Source organism: Desulfuromonas sp. DDH964 (assembly GCF_001611275.1).
GTDB lineage: Bacteria > Desulfobacterota > Desulfuromonadia > Desulfuromonadales > DDH964 > DDH964.
On record NZ_CP015080.1, the window covers coordinates 2,482,925 to 2,502,862 of the forward strand.

Below are 19,938 nucleotides of genomic sequence, written 5' to 3' on the forward strand. Positions count from 1 at the left end.
GGGCGACCGGTATTCATCAAAGGGTGGTGAAAAACCAGCTCACATTCCGCGCCAGGGGCTGGCCGGAGAGGTCGGTGATGGCGGAGGGCAAGACGCCCCCGTTGCTGTCGCGCGCCAACAGCGTCGCCGTATAGACGGTCCCCGGCGCCAGGGGGGAGACCGGCGTCAGGGTGGCGGTACGACTCGCATCGTCATAGGTCACCACGGCGGCGACCGCCACGGCGGGATCGCCGGCGCTGAGGGTGAAGCTGCTGTCGGTGATGGTGGCTGCGGCCATCGCCACCGGGAAGGTGACACTGACGGTCGTCGCGGCAGCGACATCGAAGGCGCCGGGATGAGGAATCCGGTCCGCGACCAGTTGCTGGGTGATCAGGGTCCGCGCCGTGGCGGTGATATTGTTGGCGCTGTCACTGGTGATGACGATATTCTTCCCGGCGGCGAGGGCGGAAAGGGAAAGGTCCCAGAGCCCGGCCGCGGCATTGAGGGTGCCGGGAGTGGCCGTCGCCACCGAGACCACCGGGGCGGTGGTGTAGCTGCCACTCAGGTTCTGGTCGGCAGCCACCGTCGGCGTCACCACCGGGTCGATGGTAATAATCGGCGCCAGGGTATTGACTTGGAGGGTAAGATTCTTTTTTACCAGGCCGAAAACCGGGTGGGTGACGCTGACCTCGAGGGCATTGCTGCCTTCGACCAACCCGGTGAGATCAAAACTCCAGCGGTTGCCGCTTACTGTGCCATTACCGACAACCACGCTGTTCAGGGTCACCTCCGGCGCCGCCAGGGCCGGATCGACCTGACCGCCGATCGTCTGGCTGGTGCCGGGGAGCGGGGAAACGTAGGTGTCGATGGTGAGCAGATCGTAAACCAGGAAGAAGGAGAGGATATTCTGGTTGCCGATGGCATCGACGGCGGTGACGCTCACCAGGTTGCTGCCGGCGGCCAGATTGTCGATCACGCAGCTCCAGTAGCCGCCCGATACATGCACCTGGCTTGCCGGGAGGAGATCGTTGCCGAGGGTCACCTCGACCGTCGCGCCGGCTTCGACCGTTCCCGACAGGTAGCGGGTACGGGAGGTCGTATCGGCAGCGGCGCCATCGAAGGTTATCCTGGGGGCGACCAGATCCTCCTGACTGCTGCCGCAACTGGTGAGCAGCAGTCCAGAGAGCAGCAACCCCATCACCAGGGTCATCCCATTCCAGATATTGCAACGCTTCATTTTTGCAACTCCCTGCCGCTCACCGCGGTGAACGGCCCGGCTATTTTTTACTCAGCAGATAGGCCTCGATGAAATCTTCGATATTGCCGTCGAGCACCGCGTCGGTATTGCCGACCTCATGCCCGGTGCGGTGGTCCTTGACCATCCGGTAAGGATGCAGGACATAGGAACGAATCTGGCTTCCCCAGCCGATCTCCTTCTTTTCGCCGGCGATGGAATCCGCCTCTTCCTCTTTTTTGCGCACTTCGAGTTCATAGAGCCGGGCCTTGAGCTGCTTCATGGCGGTAGCCCGGTTTTTGTGCTGGGAGCGCTCGTTCTGGCAGGCGACGACGACGCCGGTCGGGATATGGGTGATGCGGATCGCTGATTCGGTCTTGTTGACGTGCTGACCGCCGGCGCCGCTCGAGCGGTAGGTATCGACGCGCAGATCCTTTTCGTCGATCACCACCTCGATATCGTCGGAGATCTCGGGGAAGACGAAGATGGAACAGAAGGAGGTGTGGCGGCGCGCATTGGAATCAAAGGGGGAGATTCGCACCAGCCGGTGAATCCCCATCTCCGCCCGCAGGTAGCCGTAGGCGTAAGGGCCCTCGACGGTGAAGGTCACCCCCTTGACCCCGGCCTCGTCGCCTGGCTGATAGTCGGTGATCTCGGTACGGAACCCCTTGCGTTCGCAGAAACGCAGGTACATGCGCAGCAGCATTTCGCCCCAGTCCTGGGCTTCGGTCCCGCCGGCGCCGGCGTTGATGCTGACAATGGCGTTGTTGGCGTCATGCTCGCCGGAGAGCATGCGGGCGAACTCCATGCGCGCGACCCGGGCTGCCAGGGCCGGCAGCAGCTCCCGTACCTCGACCAGGGTCGCCTCGTCCTCACTCTCCTCACCGAGTTCGCACAGGACCAGCAGATCCTCCAGCTCGCGCGTAGCGCCCTCCCAGTCCTCCACCACCTTCTGCAACGTGGTCCGCTCGCGGAGCAGTTCCTGAGCCCGGTCCCCCTGATTCCAGAAATCGGGCTTGGCGATTTCGGCTTCCAGCTCAGCCACCCGTTCCTGCTTGGCGGCTAAGTCAAAGATACCTCCTCAGCTCGGCGAGCTTGTCCTGGAGTTCCTTGAGGGCTTCGATTTCTTCACGGTACATAGCGGCGCTCCCGTTGGATTTGGCAAGGTTTGCGATTATAGCGACTGCCGCGGCTTTCCACAAGACTTCTCTTGCCAGACTTCTCTTGCCAACAGGGCCGAAGGGGGCGGGACCCGGGCCGGACCGAAACTCAGGGCAGCGGGCGCTGGTAGCGGCGGCGCAGCAGGCGCAGGAACCAGAAGAGGGAGAGGGCGAGACAGACCCCCGGCAGGATGTCGCCATAGCGGCTGTAGAAGGCATGGCCACTCCCCAGGCCAACCCTGCCGCGCAGAAAAGTGGAAAGGAAGATTTCGGTCTGGTCGGGAATCCGCCCCGAGGGCGCGATCAGGGCCGAGACTCCCGTATTGGCGGCGCGCGCGACCCAGATGCGGTTTTCGATGGCGCGAAAGCGGGTCATGGCGAGATGCTGAAACGGGGCCGAGGAACGACCGAACCAGGCATCGTTGGTGATATTCACCAGCAGGTCACTCCCCTGGCGGACGAAATCCCGGGCCAGTTCGGGGAAAATTCCTTCGAAGCAGACGAGAACCCCGAGGCGGTGACCATCGAGGCGCAAGGGGGCGACGCTGCCGGGAGAAAAGTCACCGATACCGACGACCAGCTTGTCAATAAAGGGGAAAAAGCTTTTCAACGGCACATATTCGCCGAAGGGGACGAGATGAACCTTGTCGCTGCGTCCCAGGACGGCACCGGTCGGGGCAAGGAGAAAGGCGCTGTTCAGATAGCGGACAACGTTATTCCGGCGTTCATAGGCCGGACTGCCGAAGAGGAGCCAGGAGTCGGTGACCCGCGGCACCTGATGCACCAGGCTTTGCAGGGGAGAAGGATCCTGGGCGTAAAAGGGGGTCGCACTCTCCGGCCAGACGATGAGCGCCCCGGTCAGCCCGGAGGCGCCCTGCAGGGAGAGGTCGCGGTAATGTTCGACGGTTGCTTCCTGGAACGCCGGGTCCCACTTGATCGACTGGTCGATATTCCCCTGCACCAGGACCGTCTCCAGGGTAGTATCGCGGCGGTCGATATCTTGCCCGAGCCGCCACTGCCCGTAACCGAGATCAGCCAGCACCAAAAGGAGGAGTGCGACCAGCGACCAGCGGGGGGTCATTGCCAGCTTCCGCTGGTATCCAGCCTGCAGCAGACAGGAGAGAACCGTGTTGGCGAGGAGCAAAAGATAGCTGATCCCGTAGACGCCGCAGAGGTCGGCGGACTGGATCAGCGCAAGATGACTCTGTTGGGAATAACCGAGGGTCGCCCAGGGAAAGCCGCTGAAAAGGAAGGAGCGCAGGAATTCTAAACCGACCCAGAGGACCGGCAAGGTCAACGGCAACGGCAGCCTGAACCGATCCCGCAGCGCAAAGCCGCCCCAGACCGCAACGGCAATAAAGAGGCTGAGATAGGCGACCAGCATCAGGTAGGCGACCACCGACAGCAGCGGGTTGAGCCCGCCATAGGTGGTCATGACGATATTGAGCCAGTAAAGGACGATCGCAAAGAAGGTGGCGCCCGCGACAAAACCGTCCCGTAGCGGGCGCTCGCCGCTGAATATCAGCAGCGGGACCAGGCCGAACCAGGCGCAGCTGGCCAGGTCGGGGCGGGGAAAGGCGAGTGCGAGCAGCAGGCCGGAGAGCAAAGCGGCGGCCAGGCCGCGATCAGGGCGCAAGCGCATCAGGGGATGTTCTCCCCGCTAGCGGGATCGCGCAGGAGCCGGACGTGGACCTTGCGCACCTTGCGCTCATCGGCATCGACGGCCGTCAGCGAGAGAGAAGCATCGCAAACCTCCTCCCCCTGGCGTGGCACATGACCGAGCAGGTGAATGAGATACCCGCCGACCGTATCGAACTTCTCCCGCGGGATCTGGATCGCGTAATGTTCTTCGAGGTCTTCGATATTGAGCCGGCCATCGACCAGGACCGAGCCGTCCCCCTCCTCGATCAGCCATTCTTCCTCGGTATCGTATTCGTCCTGGATGTCGCCGATGATCTCTTCGATCAGGTCCTCAATGGTAATCAGGCCGGAGGTCCCCCCGTATTCGTCGATGGCGATCGCCATGTGGACCCGCCGGCTGCGAAAATCCTGCAGCAAATCTTCGATATTCTTCGATTCGGGAACGAAAAACGGGGGGCGCATCACCTCGGTCAGGCGGAGATCCTCGGCGGCCGCCCCCCAGTAGCGAAGCAGGTCCTTGGCATAGACGACACCGACAATCCGATCGACCACCCCCTCATAGATCGGAATCCGGGAATGCCCGGAGGAGAGTATCGCCTCGAGGACTTCCGGCAGTTGCGCCTGGCAACTGCAGCAGACCATGTCGGGTCGCGGCACCATCACCTCGCGCACGATGGTGTCACCGAATTCGAAGATGGAGTGGAGCATCTCCCCCTCATCTTCGTTGATCAGCCCCTCCTCCTCCGATTCCTGAATGATGTCCTGCAGGTCCTTTTCGGTCAGCGCCCGCCGCCGGCCGAACAGCAACCGCTGCAAGGTACCCTTCCAGAGACCCGAATGTCCGTTACTACTGCCGTCTTCGTCCAAGGAACCCTCTCCTCCCCAGCAAAAAAATATTCGATCCGCTCAGCGCGGCAGATCAGCCAAAGACCAGGTAGATAACCAGCGTCACACCACTCCCCAGCAGTGCACCGGCAAGGACTTCGCGCAGACTATGGATCCCCAGCAGCAGGCGACTCTGGCTGACCATGACCGCCATCCCCAGCGCCAGCAGGACCAGCACCGTACCGGGCCCGGCAAGGGCCAGGGAAGTGGCAATGGAAAAAGCGACCGCGGCGTGGCCGCTCGGCATCCCCCCCTGCAACGGGGTGCCGTAACCGAAGCGCGCCTTGAGCAGCACCACCAGCAGGGTGACGACCAGGACCGCCGCGATCGAGAGTTCTCCTGGCGGGTGACCGAGCAGGTCGAGATTCCGGCCCAGCGGCGGAACCAGGTAGCGGGCAAAGGCGAAGAACCCCAGCACCGCCGCACCGCAGCTGGCGACCAGAACCGCGCCGGCGGCTACATCCTTGGCCCGCTTGGCGAGGATATGATAGTCGGGGGAGACCAGGTCGACCAGCACTTCAAAAGCGGTGTTGACCAGCTCGGCAAAGAGAACCAGGGTGATGGCGAAGGTCAGCAGAATAAACTCAAGGGTCGAAACCCGCAGAAAAATCGCCAGCAGCAGGACCAGCACCGCCGCCAGAAAGTGGGCGCGCATGTGGCGCTGGGTCGAGGTGGTCCAGAGAATCCCCTCAATGGCGCAGTTGATCGCCGCCACCCAGTTGGCCGGTTTGATTTTCTCCCTGCTCACCCGGTCACAAACTCCCTGCGCAACTGGGCGAACAGCTCCGCTTCCCGGGCCTCCATGCGCCGGGCCTCGGCAGCCGTCCCCCGCTCATGATCATAGCCAAGCAGATGCAGAATGCCATGCAGGAGCAGGAACCAGAGTTCCTCCTCGAAGCCGATGCCCGCTTCGGCGGCATCCCGCGCCGCGGTCTCGGCGGAAATGACCACATCGCCGAGTAGCAGCGGGTTGATGCCGCTCCCCTCCCCCTCCTGCATGGCGAAGGAGATCACGTTGGTCGCCTTGTCGCGCTGCAAAAAGTCCCGGTTGATGACCCGGATTCCGGCGTCGTCGACAACCAGGATCGAAAGCTCGGCATCAGGACATCCCGAGGCGCTTAAGATCCTCCGTGCTACCCTTCGCAGTGGCAGTTTCCTTATCTTTTGCTTCCTTTGCCGGTTCTCGATTTGAATCTTCACCATTTTTCCTTTTGCTGGGATCCTTTTCCCGCTCCTTGTAGGCCGGCTCGGGATAATCGACCCGGTGGTGGAAAATACCGGAAAGGATGCGATTGAAACTCTTGGCGATGTTGTCGAGGTCCTTGAGGGTCAGCTCACATTCGTCGAGCTGGCCGTCGATGAAGATATTGTTGATAATCTTCTGCACCATGCCGCGAATGCGGGCCGGGGTCGGGTCGGTGAGGGTACGGCTGGCCGCTTCCACCGCGTCGGCGAGCATGATCAGCGCCGCCTCCCGGGTCTGCGGCTTGGGACCGGGATAGCGGTAATCCCGCTCGTCGACCTGCTGGACATCGGGGTCGGACTTGTTCTTGGCCTTGTCGTAAAAGAACTTGATCAGCGAGGTGCCATGATGCTCGCGGATGATATTGATCAGCGGCTCGCCGAGCTTGCACTCGCGGGCCATCTCGACCCCGTCCTTGAGGTGGGCCATCAGCACCAGCGCGCTCATCGATGGCGCCAGCTTGTCGTGGCGATTCTCCTGCCCGCCGAGGTTTTCGATGAAATAGAGGGGTTTGCGAATCTTGCCGACGTCATGGTAGTAGGCCGCCACCCGGGCCAGCAACGGATTGGCGTTGATCTCTTCCGCGGCGGCTTCGACCAGGTTGCCAACAATGATGGAGTGATGGTAGGTCCCCGGCGCCTGCACCATCAGCTCGCGCAACACGGGGGTGTTCATGTTGGCCAGTTCCAGCAGCTTGATATCGGTGGTGTACTTGAAAAGATGCTCGACCAGGGGAATCAGGCCGGTGACGATTACCGCACAGAGGAAACCGCCCCCCAGGCCAAAGCCGATCTTGTAGAGCAACTGCGTATCGAAGCCCCGGCCGGCGAGGAGCTGCAGGCCGAGAATCATCAGGGCATTGACAATGGCCACCCGGAAACCGGCGCGGTAGAGGCTTGTCCGTTCTTTGCACTGGCGAACCCAGTGGGCGCCGACCAGGCTGCCGCTCATGGCGTAGAGGGTAATGAAGAGGCTGTTGCCGAAAAGAACCCCGAGCAGGGTGGTGGAGAGGAGGATAAAGATCAGCGCCACTTCCGAATTGAGGACGATCCGGACCAGCATGGCGCCGACGGCAAAGGGGAAGAGATAAAAATAGCTCGAGGAATCGATGTAGGGGAAGGCGCTCTCCAGCGCCGTGGAGATAAAGATCGCCAGTTTGATCAGGACAAAGAGCCCGAGAAAGGCAGTGACGAGAAAGAGGAGGTCACGGGTTGCCGGCCGGTATTTGCGCACATTGAGCTTGGCGAAGCGGTGGGTGATAAAGATCAGCAGCAGCGTGACCAGGAGCATCCCGGCGCCGGTTCGCAGCGTGCTCGAATCACTTCCCGATTCGCGCAGTGCCCGCAGCTTGGAGATCTGCTCCGAAGTGACCCGCTCCCCCTCCCGGGCAATCATCTCCCCCTTCTTGACCTGAAAAAGGACCGGTGCTACGGCGGCGCGGGCGGCCGCCCGCCGCGCTTCGGTTTCATTCTTATTGAAGGTCAGGTTGGGGTGCACCAGCCGGCGCAACAGCCCGTCGAGAAACTCCCGCTCTCCCCGGGAGAGCTCCTTCAGTTGGCGCAGACCTTCCCCTATCCGGTCCTGCGCCCCCCCCAGGCCGATGACAGAGGAGATATCCTCAAGTTTTGACTCCTGCTGGCTGGTCAGGTCCCTGACCAGGACGCCCCGCTCCTTTTCGCCCTGGAAGAGCTGCAGATTCCCGACAATCCTGCCGCCGAGAGCGCGAGCCACTACGGTTCCGAGCTGGGTATAGAATGCATCCCCCTCCGGAATCTTGCGCAGCCCGGCCAGGTCAGCTTCCGTCAGTGGCACCCCGAGGGTTGCCTCGATCTCCTTGCGCAGGCTCTCGGATTCACTTCCCGGTGGCGGTTCCCGGCGGCTCTGCCGCAATGCCTGCACCAACTGATCCGCGATCTCCCTGCCAACCGCGGGATCGTAATCGTACAAGGGGAGGACAGCAGCTTCCGCCTCAACCCGCTTCTTTTCGGTCAGGGGCTGGTCGGGGATGAGCAGATCCTTGGGCGCCTTGATATCCCGGGAGACGATATCACCCGGCTCGTAGTAGTCAGGGACGAGCCCCCCCTTGGGGATGATGATAATGGTCAGAACGACGGCCAGGAAGATCAGCAGCAGTTGGCGCCGGGTTCGTTCCTGCAACGGCGGTCCGGGCAGCTCGGGAGCGAAGCGTCCCTTGCGCTTGGAACTTTCCGGTTTCCGTTCAGCTTTGGTCATGGCGGAGAAGATCCTGGCCGGCGACTGGAGGTCTGCCAGGCAACGGAGCGCGCTCGTAGGCCTGCACGATCAGTTGCACGATCGGATGCCGGACCACGTCGCGGTCGGTAAAGTGGTTAAAGGCGATCCCGTCAACCCCGGGCAGGACGCGCAGCGCCTCGACCAAACCGGAGGTGCGGCCGGTCGGCAGGTCAACCTGGGTCACATCCCCGGTCACAACCGCCCGGCTGCCGAAACCGAGGCGGGTAAGGAACATCTTCATCTGTTCGGCGGTGGTATTCTGCGCCTCGTCGAGAATCACGAAGGCATCATTCAGGGTGCGACCGCGCATGAAGGCCAGGGGCGCCACTTCGACCACTCCCTTTTCGATGAGCGCCTGCCCCTTTTCAAAGTCCATCATATCGTAGAGGGCATCGTAGAGCGGCCGCAGGTAGGGATTGACCTTCTCGGCCAGGTCGCCGGGCAGGAACCCCAACTTCTCCCCGGCTTCAACGGCGGGCCGGACCAGGACGATACGGCTGACCTCTTTCTTCATCAGCGTCGCCACCGCCATCGCCATGGCGAGGTAGGTCTTGCCGGTCCCGGCCGGACCAATACCGAAGACGACGTCATTGCCGCGAATGGCATCGATGTAGGACTTCTGCGCCAGGCTCTTTGGGGCGATAACCTTGTTGCGGGCAGAGACGTAGATCGTATCGAGAAAGATATCCCGGAGGTGGCTGCCGGAGTCGGCACTGAGAATGCGGATGGCGTAATCGATGTCGGTCGGGTAGAGGGGATAGCCTTCCTGAAGCAGGATCTGCAGTTCATCGAGCAGGCGCCGGGTCAGGCCGACCTGGGGCGGGTCCCCCTCGATGCGCAACTCGCTCCCCTTGGAGCCGATGCGCACCCCAAGCACCCGTTCCATAATCTTCAGATGGCGGTTCTGTCGGCCGAAGAGGAGGTTCGCCAGGTGTTGATCAGCAGCCGAAAAATGTCCTGCAGTCGGATCAGTATCCAAAAAACTTCCTTTTATGCACGCATGAAATTTGGAGGCCAAACAATAGCACCACCCCCCGGGAAAATCAATCGTCATTTCCCCGAAGGCGCCGCGGCAAGGGGGAAAAAAGGCTTTCCTTTCCGGCCCGTTGTGCTATAAAAGGAACACTTCGCCCCGGCCCCTGCCGGGGGCAACATAATTCCAGTCCCAAGGGGGTTCAAATGAGTGAAATTATTGACATTTATGCCAGAGAGATCCTCGATTCCCGTGGCAACCCGACGGTCGAAGTGGAAGTTTACCTGGAGAGTGGGGCCATGGGTCGGGCAGCGGTTCCGAGCGGCGCCTCTACCGGTGAACGGGAAGCGCTGGAACTGCGGGACGGCGACAAGGGGCGTTACCTCGGCAAAGGGGTCACCAAGGCCGTGGAAAACGTCAACGAGGTCATTTCCGAGGCGCTGGTCGGCTGGGAAGCCTCCGACCAGGCGGGAATCGACCGCAAGCTCCTGGAACTTGACGGCACCGATTTCAAAAGCAACCTGGGCGCCAATGCCCTTCTCGGCGTCTCCCTCGCCTGCGCCAAGGCGGCGGCAGAGGATGCCGGCCTCCCCCTCTACCAGTATCTCGGCGGCTCCAACGCCAAGGAATTGCCGCTGCCGATGATGAACATCATCAATGGCGGTGCGCACGCCGACAACAATGTCGACATCCAGGAATTCATGATCATGCCGGCCGGCGCCACCTCCTTCAAGGAAGCCTTGCGCATGGGAGCGGAGATCTTCCACGCCCTGAAGACGGTTCTCAAGGGGAAGGGCTACAACACCGCCGTCGGCGACGAGGGGGGCTTCGCCCCCAACCTGGGCAGTAACGAAGAAGCACTCCAGGTCATCATGGAGGCGATCAAAGCCGCCGGTTACAAGCCGGGAGAAGATATCCTGCTCGCCCTCGACGTCGCCTCCTCGGAACTCTTCAAAGACGGCAAGTATCACCTTGAAAACGAGAAGCAGCCGGTGAAGACGCCGGCCGAGCTGGTTGCCTTCTATGAAGACCTGGTCAACCGCTACCCGATCATCTCCATCGAAGACGGCATGGCGGAGAACGATTGGGACGGCTGGAAACTCCTTACCGACCGCCTCGGCAAACGGATCCAGATCGTTGGCGACGACATCTTCGTCACCAACCCGAAGATCCTCAAGGAAGGAATCAGCAAAGGCATCGCCAACTCGATCCTGATCAAACTCAACCAGATCGGCACTCTCACCGAGACCCTCGACGCCATCGAAATGGCCAAGCGGGCCGGCTATACCACCGTCATCTCCCACCGCAGTGGCGAGACCGAAGACACCACCCTGGCCGATCTCGCCGTGGCCGTCAATGCCGGCCAGATCAAGACCGGCTCCCTCTGCCGCACCGACCGGGTCTGCAAATACAACCAGCTGCTGCGCATCGAGGATGAACTTGACGAGGTCGCACAGTTTAACGGGCGCGAAGTCTTCTACAACCTGCGCTGATCGGCGTAACTTCTGCTCTCACCAAAAGGGCCGGTCCGGAATATTCCGGACCGGCCCTTTTTCTAACCTGATTAGGTCCAATTCTCAGCTCGGCGAAGCCAGGCCTCGGGCCGCTTGCCGATTGAGACACAGGCGAAAAGCAGTCTTGGCAGCATGCTGCGCAGATCGAACCGCCGGTTGAACCGGTACTGAAACTCGGCCAGATAGCGATGCGCATATTTGTCGAAGTCAAACGCATGATACGTTCCGGCCATGGCCGTCTTAAGATTGCCCAGGATGGTGTTGATCCAGTGGAAGCAGCCCATGTCGGTACTTCTGCGTTGATCACCAACCACCTCTCGCTGATGGTAGCACCCAGTCTTGGTGACCGCGCGGAAGCAATTCAGGCCATCAGAAACGACCAGCGCCGTCGGTGCCAAATGATTCTTGGCCCATTGATCAACGTCATGGCTGCTGAAGGTCGTCACCCGGCTAAAAACCGCTCGCAGCGGATGGCCGTCATGACTCGTTTCCACCGCCGCAATGAAGGGAACTTTGTTCTCCGAACCGCGACCGACTTTCCCGCCGGAGCGTTCTCCGCCCAAGTAGGCATCGTCGATCTCGACTCGCTGACCCAGAACCGTTGTCTCTTCGCGTTCGAACATCGCCTGCATGAGCTTGTGCTTGAGTCGCCAAGCCGCCTTGTAGCTCAAGCCCAGCATACGTCTCATCTCCAGCATCGACAGGCCGGACTTGCCTTGTGTCATAAAGTAGAGGGCAAGAAACCACTGGGTCAGCGGTAGATTGCTCCCATGAAAAATCGTTCCGGAAATCAGAGAGATCTGTTTTCGACAGCGACTGCACTGGAAGATTTTCGACTGTCCTCGCCGGAACTGGACCGCGCGGCTTGCACTGCATGCTGGGCAGACAAATCCTTGGGGCCAGCGCGAGCGCTCAAGGATCGCCTCGCATTGGGTTTCCGTACCGTAGTCTTTGAGAAAATCAGCCAAGCTCAGCCCCGGTTGAAACTGGATACGATTGATGGCCATGGGTGCTAACCTCCTTGTTTTTCATGGGTTCCATGGCCAAACTCTATGCTTCCTGTGCGACAGAATGTGTCATAGCTGAGAATTAGGGCTAATCAGGTTTTCTAATGCAATACTCCGATCGAAACCTCGCGCCGCAGAAACGGGAACCACTATCCCCGGGACGCTCAGGCCGGAAAGAGTTTATAGGTGCTCCCCTCTTTCACCCTGCGAACCAGGCCGCCGCGATCGAGCCGCAACAGCAGTTCCTGCAAGGTCTTGCGATCAACTTGGCTCATTTCCCGGTAGATGTCGGTCTGCAGCCGGCCCGGCCGGGTCCGGATCAGGCTCAGCACCTGGTTGTCGAGGGTAACGGCCACCGGTTCCGACCCTCCCCCTGACGGCAGCGCCGGCTCCCTTGCAGATACTTCGTCCTTTTTTGGTTTCTCCTGGCGACCGGCAATCTCGCCACGAATCTCTGTTTCCATCTCCCGCAAACGACGAAATGCCAGATAGCCACCAACCCCGCCAGCAGCCACCACGACCCAGAACCCGAAGCTCATCTTCCCGACTCCTTCTACCGATGGGGCCAATTTCCCAGAAGCAACTCGCTGCTGTTTACTTCTTCCAGTCTGAAGCTTAGCAGGCCCACAGGACCTAGCAAGGTGGTTCAAAAAACGGGGGCGGCGCATCGGCGCCGCCCCCGTTAGGGTCAACTTTTCTGCTCCTGCTGAAACCAGGTCTCAAACCAGGTGCGGTGATCCTTTTCGGCCAGTATCTGCAAATCCTTCGGTCCCAGCCAGACACCGCCGCACCCAGGGCACTGGTCAAGAGGCACGCCACGAAATTCTTTCGGTTCGATCGGCTCACCACACTTGGGACAACGATTGCGGCAGGCTTCGCGGATCAATCGCTCGCGGGCATCATGCTGCATCCGCGCAATCTGTTCCTTTTCAAGCTTGAAAAAGTATTCGTTTTCAAGCGCTTTCTTGCGTTCCTCCCATGCATCTGTCATGGCGACACCTCCCCGTAATTACTGCCTTTTTAGGAAGTATAGCGAACAATATCCCGACTACAACCACCATCGGCACAAAAGGCGTTACGCCCGGCCCGCCGCCAACGGTTCAATTGCATAGTGGCCAGCGCCATACGCCGCCCCCTTGCCGATCCCGACCAGGGCGCCCAGGAGAAGGAGCGCCCGCAGATCCTCGTCCGCGGGGGCAGCAAAGGTCGCCGACCCGACCAGCCCGCCGAGATCGAGACTCTCCGCGCCCCCTTCCAGGGAGCGCCAGTCCTGCCACCAGAAACGTCCCCGGTCGAGCACGAGCGCCTCAGCAGCCGCAAGGACGCGGCGGGGATCCCGAACCAGTTCCACTCCGCAGTGGGCATAAGCCATCGAAGTAACGCGGCGCATGACAAAAGGGACGATGCGCGGCAGTGTCCCCCGAAAGAGAGGGCGCCCGGCCACCAGTAGCCGCGCCGGGGTCGAAAACCGCAGAGACCAGATCGCGCTTTCGGCGAAGGTTTCCAGATACCAGCGGGCGCTGACTATCGGCAGTCTTCCGCCGACCGGGAATGCGGCGCCGGTCAGGTCCTCCCCGCCCCCGGCGGCATCGAACAGGCGCACGGCGCCAATTTCGAAACGGCCGGCGCCCTGGGCCAGCCCCTGTCTGCCAAGGGCGTCAAGGACGGCAATAAATGCGTCTGCGTTTCGGATCCCTGGCCCAAAGAGGACGAGGTCAAGGAGCAGTCCTGCCCCGGCTGCGCAGCTTCCGCACTGTTCCGGCGCCAGGTTCAGGACGAAGGCGGGACCGGGCCGCTGATAGCGCCGCTCCCCATAGGGAGAAGACGGGACCGGTGGGTCGAAAATGGCTGCATATGCCGCTCCCCCGCCAAGGACCTGGCGTCCCAGCCGCTGCAACTCGCGGCGCAGTCCGAGCAGGGCCACAGCCGGCAGCTCGACCGCCGTGCCCAGGTCAAGGCGCAGCCGCAGGCGGCTGAACTCGAATTGATCCAGGTTCTCAAGCATCAGTTCGGGGCATTCTGCCGGCAATTTGCTGCCAGCGTACAGCGAAAAAGGGCGGGTCCGAAGACCCGCCCGACTGGAGACCGCTGGCCAATTGCCGGCGGTGTTAAAATACCTTCCTGACCTATTCGCCCTGGGGCAGGGCCTTCATCAGTTCGCGATTCATACGGGCGATGAAGGTGGCCTTGATCCCTTTGGGACAGGCGGCTTCGCATTCGTAATGGTTGGTGCAGTTGCCGAAGCCTTCGGCGTCCATCTGCTGGATCATGGCGCGCACCCGGCGGGCCGCCTCCACCTCACCCTGCGGCAGCAGACCGAGGTGGGAAACCTTGGCAGCCGTAAAGAGCATCGCCGAGGCGTTGGGGCAGGAGGCGACACAGGCGCCGCACCCGATACAGGCAGCCGCATCCATCGACTTGTCGGCGTCGACCTTCGATACCGGGATGGCGTTGCCGTCCGGCACCCCGCCGGTGTGGGCGGAGGTATAGCCGTAGGCCTGGATAATGCGATCGAAGGCGCTGCGGTCGACCTGCAGGTCACGAATGACCGGGAAGGCCTTGGCACGCCACGGCTCGATATAGATGGTATCGCCATCCTTGAACTTGCGCATGTGCAGCTGGCAGACGGTGATCAGGTCGTCGGGACCATGGGCGATTCCGTTGATCATCTGCGAGCACATGCCGCAGATTCCCTCGCGGCAGTCGTGGTCGAAAACGATCGGCTCCCGGCCGGTCCGGATCAGGTCCTCGTTGACTTCGTCGAGCATTTCAAGGAAGGACATGTCGGGGCTGACATTCTTCGCCTGGTACTGCTCGAACTTCCCTTTGTCGTTGGCATCTTTCTGCCGCCAGACATGCAGCGTCAGATTCATTCCGTTCGCGGCCATTATTTGTAACTCCTCACGGCAAGATGAACATTGTCGAATTTCAGCGGCTCCTTGTGGAGTTCCGGCTCCTTGTCGTTGCCCTTGAATTCCCAGGCGCCGACATAGGTGAAGTTCTCGTCGTCACGCATCGCCTCGCCGTCGTCGGTCTGGTGCTCGACACGGAAGTGGCCACCGCAGGATTCCTCACGATGGAGGGCATCCTTGGCAAGCAGCTCGCCGAACTCGAGGAAGTCGGCCAGACGACCGGCGTTTTCGATCTGCTGGTTGACCTCGCCGGGACCACCGGTGACATTGACGTTTTTCCAGAATTCCTCGCGCAGGGCGGGGATCTCCTTGAGGGCCTTGGTGAGGCTCTCCTTGGAGCGCGCCATGCCGACGTTCTCCCACATGATCTTGCCGAGGTCGCGGTGCATTTCGCCGACGGTCTTCTTTCCCTTGATGGCGAGGAGCTTGTCGATCTGCCCCTTGACATCTTCGGCCGATTTCTTGAACTCCGGGTGGTCGGTCTTCACCAGGCCCGGTTTGATCTGCGCCAGGTAATGGGCGATGGTGTAGGGGATGACGAAGTAGCCGTCCGCCAGCCCCTGCATCAGGGCCGAGGCGCCGAGACGGTTGGCGCCGTGCACGGAGAAGTTCGCCTCGCCGAGCACGAAGAGGCCGGGAACGTTGCTCTGCAGGTTGTAGTCGACCCAGAGACCGCCCATGGCGTAATGCGGCGCCGGGTAGATCCGCATCGGCTGCTTGTAGCCGTTTTCGTCGGTGATCTTCTCGTACATGTCGAAAAGATTGCCGTAGCGCTCGGCGATGGTGGGCTGGCCAACGCGGTCGATGGCGGACTGGAAGTCGAGATAGACCCCGCGCTTGCCGGGGCCGACACCACGACCGTCGTCGCACTGTTCCTTGGCGGCACGGGAAGCGATATCGCGCGGCGCCAGATTGCCGAAGGAGGGGTATTTGCGCTCCAGGTAGTAGTCGCGATCTTCTTCCTTGACCTCGTGGGGCTTTTTGTCGCAGTCCTCTTTCTTCTTCGGCACCCAGCAGCGGCCGTCGTTCCGCAACGACTCGGACATCAGGGTCAGTTTCGACTGATGATCGCCGGTCTGGGGGATGCAGGTCGGGTGAATCTGGGTGTAGCAGGGGTTGGCGAAGAAAGCGCCTTTCTTGGCTGCTTTCCAGTTGGCCGTGACACTGCAACCCATGGCATTGGTGGAGAGATAGAAGACGTTGACGTAGCCGCCGGTGGCGAGGACCACGGCGTCACCGACGTAGGACTCGATCTCGCCAGAGACGAGGTTGCGGCAGGTAATCCCCTTGGCGACGCCGTCAATAACGACCAGGTCGAGCATTTCGCGGCGGGTGAAGAGCTTGACCGTCCCGGCCTTGACCTGGCGGGAGAGCGCCTGGTAAGCACCGATCAGCAGCTGCTGGCCGGTCTGTCCGCGGGCGTAGAAGGTACGGGAGACCTGGGCACCGCCGAAGGAGCGGTTGTCGAGGTAGCCGGCGTAGTCGCGGGCGAAGGGAACGCCCTGGGCGACGCACTGGTCGATGATGTTGTTGGAGACCTGGGCGAGGCGCCAGACGTCAGCCTCGCGAGCGCGGAAGTCGCCACCCTTGATGGTGTCGTAGAAGAGGCGATAGATGGAGTCGCCGTCATTCGGGTAGGCCTTGGCCGCGTTGATACCGCCTTGGGCGGCGATGGAGTGGGCGCGGCGGGCGCTGTCCTGGTAGCAGAAGGCTTCGACGTTGTAGCCGAGCTCGCCGAGGGAGGCCGCAGCGGCGCCGCCGGCAAGGCCGGTGCCGACCACCAGGATCTTGAATTTACGTTTATTGGCGGGATTGACCAGCTTCATGTCGAAGCGGTGTTTATCCCAGGAATTTTGAATAGGTCCGGTAGGACATTTGCCGTCGAGAATCACTGTTGTACCCCCTAGCCGTTGACTGCGCCGATGATGATGAGAAGCGGAATGGAGACATAGCCGAGCAGCAGCACGAACGCCACCGCCTTGCCGAATACGCCGATCCCCGGGAAGGTCTTGTCGTTGGTCAGGCCCATGGTCTGGAAGAAGCTCTGGACGCCATGACCGAGGTGGAGGAAGAGAAAGATCATCCCGACCACGTAGACCAGAGTGATGAAAAGCTGCTTGAAACTCAGCACGACCATGGTGTAGACGTCGGGAACCATTTCACCGTGAAGATCGACGAGATTGGCCTTGGCACTGAAGGGGCCGACGCTTTGGATGGTGAAATGAAAGAGGTGGTAGATGATAAAGGCGAGCAACACGCCGCCGGAGATAATCATCGTCTTGCTGGAGAAGGTCGCCCGCAGGCTCTCCTTCACCGAATAGGCCAGCGGCCGGGCGCTCTGGTTCTCCAGAGTCAGCTGCACGCCGAGTGCGATGTGAATACCGATCACGACCAGCATCACCAGGCGAAACAACCAGACCAGGGGACCGAGATCATGGAGATGCTTGGCATAGGCGTTGATCCCGTCCGGTCCGACGAAGACCGACGAGTTGCCGAGCAGGTGGACACACACGAACAGGAGCAGGATGAGCCCGGTGATTCCCATCAGGAGCTTTCTGCCCACGGAGCTTTGCGTCAGTAACATGATGTCTTTTCCCTCGATTGAAATTTCATTTGCCAAACTGGGGCATGAAAACCCCAGGCCTCTATGCGCTATGCCCCGTCGCCGCTCTCCGGATGGACTCACAGAGAATGTGGGCGCCGAAGACCGGTGAAGAAACAGGTGGAGCACGCCATTCGCCGTAGGATTTCATGATTCAGACCCCCTTTTCGGGAAAAAGGAATGGATTGGAACCGGCGCCAGGGTCAAAAGACCACGGACACCCTTTGAAGATGGCAGAATTTTAACGGGGCAGAAACTGGTTCTAAGTACCATTCGGGGTGTATACGTGTCAACTTAAAAGTGCATATTGTATACACCTTTCAAACAGTGTTAGGACCGCTTCCCGGGCCGTTTCCAGGCCGGTCCGCAGCCCCTCTCTCCGGTTGCTTTCCAAGGCGGCATCTGCTAGAGTCCGCAAGGCATGCCCGGATCATTTCGGGCTATTCTTTTTCCCCGGCTCGCCCCCAACTGGATGACTCCGATGTTTGACTTTCAGCTCCTCGCCACCGACCGCACCACCCGCGCCCGCCGCGGCCGTCTCAACACGCCCCACGGGGTGATCGAGACGCCGATCTTCATGCCGGTCGGCACTCATGCCGCCATGAAGGCAATGACGCCCGACCAGGTTGGCGAATGCGGCGCCCAGATCATCCTCGCCAACACCTACCATCTCCATCTCAAACCGGGCGAGGCGCTGGTACAGAAGGCCGGCGGCCTGCACCGCTTCATGAACTGGGGAAAACCGATCCTCACCGACAGCGGCGGCTTCCAGGTCTTTTCCCTGCCCAAGAAACGCATCACCGAGAACGGTGTTTTCTTCCGTCACGAGGTAACCGGCGAGGAGATTTTCCTGGGCCCCAAGGAAGCGATGGCGATCGAGAATGCTCTCGGCGCCGACATCATCATGGCGTTCGACGAATGTATCCCCTATCCCTCCGATCATGGCTACGCCGCCAACTCCATCCGCAAGACGATCCGCTGGGCCGAGCAATGCCGCAAGTCCCACCAGCGCACCGATCAGGCCCTCTTCGGCATCGTCCAGGGGAGCGTCTATCCCGACCTGCGCCGGGAATGCGCCGAGCAGCTGACCGCCCTCGATTTTCCCGGCTACGCCATCGGTGGCGTCAGCGTCGGCGAGGGGCTGGATCTGCTCAAGCAGGTGGTCGACGACACCGAACCCTTCCTGCCGGCCAACAAGCCGCGCTACCTGATGGGCGTGGGATTGCCGGAGGACATCCTCGAAAGCATCGAACGCGGCATGGACATGTTCGACTGCGTCATCCCTACCCGCTACGCGCGCAGCGCCACCCTCTTCACCAGCCGCGGCAAGATCCGCCTCACCCATCGCCGCTACCGGCGCGACTTCTTCCCCGTTGATGCCGCCTGTGACTGTTACTGCTGCCGGAACTTTACCCGGGCTTACCTCCACCACCTTTACAACGCCAATGAAATCCTCTCGGCGATCCTGGCGGCGATCCACAATGTACGCTTTTACCTGAACATGGTGGCCGGCGCGCGGGAAGCGATCGAGAGCGGCGACTATGCCGCCTTCAAGGCCGAGTTCCTGGGCCTTTATGGCACGAGCGGCGGCGACGAGTAACCGGACCCATGCCAGGCCCCGCATCCCGGACGCAGGGAGGCGCCGTTGAGTGAAAATCACCCCGCCGGCCAGCTTGACCCCGACCTGGTGGGCCGCCTGCGACAAGCGTTAACCGCAACCTCCGCCAACCTCTTCCAGGTTCTGCAGGATCCGGCTCCGGAGGTCCTGCGCGCGGCGCTGAAAAACCGTGCTCTTCGCGAAGAGCACCTCCTCGCCCTGTTGAAACGGCGGGATCTCCCCGAGGATCTGCTTCGGGCCTTGTCCCAGCTCCCTCTGGTCGAAACCAGTCACCGCCTGAAGCTGGCCCTCGCCGCCAATCCCGGCACCCCGGGAGCGGTCACCCTCACCCTCCTCCCCCACCTCTATCTCTTTGAACTCCTCAATCTCTGCATTCTTCCCGGCACCACCCCCGACCAGCGCCTTGCCGCCGAACGGGTCATCCTGCAGCGGCTGCCGACGGTCGAACTTGGCCACAAGCTGACTCTGGCCCGGCGCGGCACCCCGGTGCTGCTCGCCGCGTTGCTGCGGGAGGGAGAACCCCGGGTGGTCGAGGCCTGTCTCGCCAATGGGCAGCTCCGGGAAGTGGCCATCCTGCAGTTCCTCAACAGCGCCGCCGCCAGTGCCGAGACCATCTCCATGGTCGCGCGTCACCCGCGCTGGAAGAGCCGCCCCAACCTGCGGCTCGCCATCCTCAAAAACCGCCGGACCCCGGCGATCTGGTTCACCCTCTTCCTCCCCGCCCTGCGCACCCCCGACCTGCACAACCTGCTCGCCGGCCGGCGCCTTTCCCCCGCCCAGAGAGAACTGGTCTCCGACGAACTAAGGCGCCGTGGTCACGGCTGACCTGGGCCGTTTCCAGCGCAAGTCGCCGCTATTCACTAACGGCAAGAACGCTGTGGTAACAAGGGAAGTGAGCTGCGCCCCAAGGGGCAAAC

Annotated in this window: 18 protein-coding genes; 3 read left to right on the forward strand and 15 right to left on the reverse strand. The window is 61.5% G+C overall.

Going from position 1 to position 19,938, the window contains the following annotated elements; translation table 11 throughout:
• Positions 1-16: 16 nt before the first annotated feature.
• The 8 genes from DBW_RS11430 to DBW_RS11465 form a co-directional block, all read right to left on the reverse strand.
• On the reverse strand, positions 17-1,216 hold the full coding sequence (locus tag DBW_RS11430; protein ID WP_066727652.1) for an Ig-like domain-containing protein: 1,200 nt from the start codon (positions 1,214-1,216) through the stop codon (positions 17-19).
• 40 nt (positions 1,217-1,256) lie between these two features.
• Positions 1,257-2,352 (reverse strand): peptide chain release factor 2 gene (gene prfB / locus DBW_RS11435; RefSeq protein ID WP_157471875.1). Its coding sequence is split into 2 segments (ribosomal slippage): positions 1,257-2,282 and positions 2,284-2,352, totalling 1,095 coding nucleotides; the frame shifts between segments, so codons are not numbered across the junction.
• Positions 2,353-2,482: 130 nt separating this feature from the next.
• Positions 2,483-4,015, reverse strand: coding sequence for an apolipoprotein N-acyltransferase (lnt, locus tag DBW_RS11440; RefSeq protein WP_082820319.1), 1,533 nt, complete (start codon positions 4,013-4,015; stop codon positions 2,483-2,485).
• Complete coding sequence (locus tag DBW_RS11445) at positions 4,015-4,830, reverse strand: hemolysin family protein (RefSeq protein ID WP_231875327.1); 816 nt, start codon at positions 4,828-4,830, stop codon at positions 4,015-4,017. Before DBW_RS11445 ends, lnt begins: the two co-directional genes overlap by 1 nt.
• A 103-nt stretch (positions 4,831-4,933) precedes the next feature.
• The gene (locus tag DBW_RS11450; RefSeq protein WP_231875328.1) at positions 4,934-5,647 is read right to left on the reverse strand and encodes a diacylglycerol kinase; all 714 of its coding nucleotides are present in this window, start codon (positions 5,645-5,647) and stop codon (positions 4,934-4,936) included.
• Positions 5,644-6,102 (reverse strand): rRNA maturation RNase YbeY, encoded by a 459-nt coding sequence (gene ybeY, locus DBW_RS11455; protein WP_157471876.1) that lies wholly within the window; start codon positions 6,100-6,102, stop codon positions 5,644-5,646. Before ybeY ends, DBW_RS11450 begins: the two co-directional genes overlap by 4 nt.
• Positions 5,999-8,374, reverse strand: coding sequence for an HD family phosphohydrolase (locus DBW_RS11460; RefSeq protein ID WP_066727654.1), 2,376 nt, complete (start codon positions 8,372-8,374; stop codon positions 5,999-6,001). The genes ybeY and DBW_RS11460 overlap by 104 nt, the downstream gene beginning before the upstream one ends.
• Positions 8,361-9,374 carry a PhoH family protein gene (locus DBW_RS11465; RefSeq protein WP_066727655.1) on the reverse strand — a complete coding sequence of 338 codons (1,014 nt, stop codon included), beginning with the start codon at positions 9,372-9,374 and terminating at the stop codon, positions 8,361-8,363. The genes DBW_RS11460 and DBW_RS11465 overlap by 14 nt, the downstream gene beginning before the upstream one ends.
• A gap of 200 nt (positions 9,375-9,574) precedes the next feature.
• Here DBW_RS11465 and eno point away from each other — a divergent pair, with 200 nt between their 5' ends.
• A complete protein-coding gene (gene eno, locus DBW_RS11470) occupies positions 9,575-10,861 on the forward strand; it encodes a phosphopyruvate hydratase (RefSeq protein WP_066727656.1) in 1,287 nt (428 codons plus the stop codon).
• A 71-nt stretch (positions 10,862-10,932) separates the two neighbouring features.
• Here eno and DBW_RS11475 read toward each other — a convergent pair whose 3' ends face one another.
• The 7 genes from DBW_RS11475 to DBW_RS11505 all read right to left on the reverse strand — a co-directional run bounded on the left by DBW_RS11475 (position 10,933) and on the right by DBW_RS11505 (position 17,385).
• Positions 10,933-11,889, reverse strand: coding sequence for an IS1595-like element ISDesu2 family transposase (locus tag DBW_RS11475; protein ID WP_066727657.1), 957 nt, complete (start codon positions 11,887-11,889; stop codon positions 10,933-10,935).
• 164 nt (positions 11,890-12,053) lie between these two features.
• On the reverse strand, positions 12,054-12,428 hold the full coding sequence (locus DBW_RS11480) for a hypothetical protein (RefSeq protein WP_066727658.1): 375 nt from the start codon (positions 12,426-12,428) through the stop codon (positions 12,054-12,056).
• 149 nt (positions 12,429-12,577) lie between these two features.
• The gene (locus DBW_RS11485) at positions 12,578-12,880 is read right to left on the reverse strand and encodes a zf-TFIIB domain-containing protein (protein ID WP_066727659.1); all 303 of its coding nucleotides are present in this window, start codon (positions 12,878-12,880) and stop codon (positions 12,578-12,580) included.
• A gap of 84 nt (positions 12,881-12,964) precedes the next feature.
• Positions 12,965-13,894 carry a CRISPR system precrRNA processing endoribonuclease RAMP protein Cas6 gene (cas6, locus tag DBW_RS11490; RefSeq protein ID WP_066727660.1) on the reverse strand — a complete coding sequence of 310 codons (930 nt, stop codon included), beginning with the start codon at positions 13,892-13,894 and terminating at the stop codon, positions 12,965-12,967.
• Positions 13,895-14,015: 121 nt separating this feature from the next.
• Positions 14,016-14,762, reverse strand: a complete 747-nt coding sequence (locus DBW_RS11495; protein WP_066729831.1) for a succinate dehydrogenase/fumarate reductase iron-sulfur subunit — start codon at positions 14,760-14,762, stop codon at positions 14,016-14,018.
• Positions 14,763-14,776: 14 nt separating this feature from the next.
• The gene (locus tag DBW_RS11500; protein ID WP_066727661.1) at positions 14,777-16,693 is read right to left on the reverse strand and encodes a fumarate reductase/succinate dehydrogenase flavoprotein subunit; all 1,917 of its coding nucleotides are present in this window, start codon (positions 16,691-16,693) and stop codon (positions 14,777-14,779) included.
• Between the two features lie 11 nt (positions 16,694-16,704).
• Positions 16,705-17,385, reverse strand: coding sequence for a succinate dehydrogenase cytochrome b subunit (locus DBW_RS11505; protein ID WP_066727662.1), 681 nt, complete (start codon positions 17,383-17,385; stop codon positions 16,705-16,707).
• 499 nt (positions 17,386-17,884) lie between these two features.
• On the opposite strand from DBW_RS11505, the gene tgt reads away from it, so the two are divergent.
• Both tgt and DBW_RS11515 read left to right on the forward strand, forming a co-directional pair.
• On the forward strand, positions 17,885-19,003 hold the full coding sequence (tgt, locus tag DBW_RS11510) for a tRNA guanosine(34) transglycosylase Tgt (protein ID WP_066727663.1): 1,119 nt from the start codon (positions 17,885-17,887) through the stop codon (positions 19,001-19,003).
• Positions 19,004-19,048: 45 nt separating this feature from the next.
• The gene (locus DBW_RS11515) at positions 19,049-19,846 is read left to right on the forward strand and encodes a hypothetical protein (RefSeq protein WP_066727664.1); all 798 of its coding nucleotides are present in this window, start codon (positions 19,049-19,051) and stop codon (positions 19,844-19,846) included.
• Positions 19,847-19,938 lie beyond the last annotated feature (92 nt).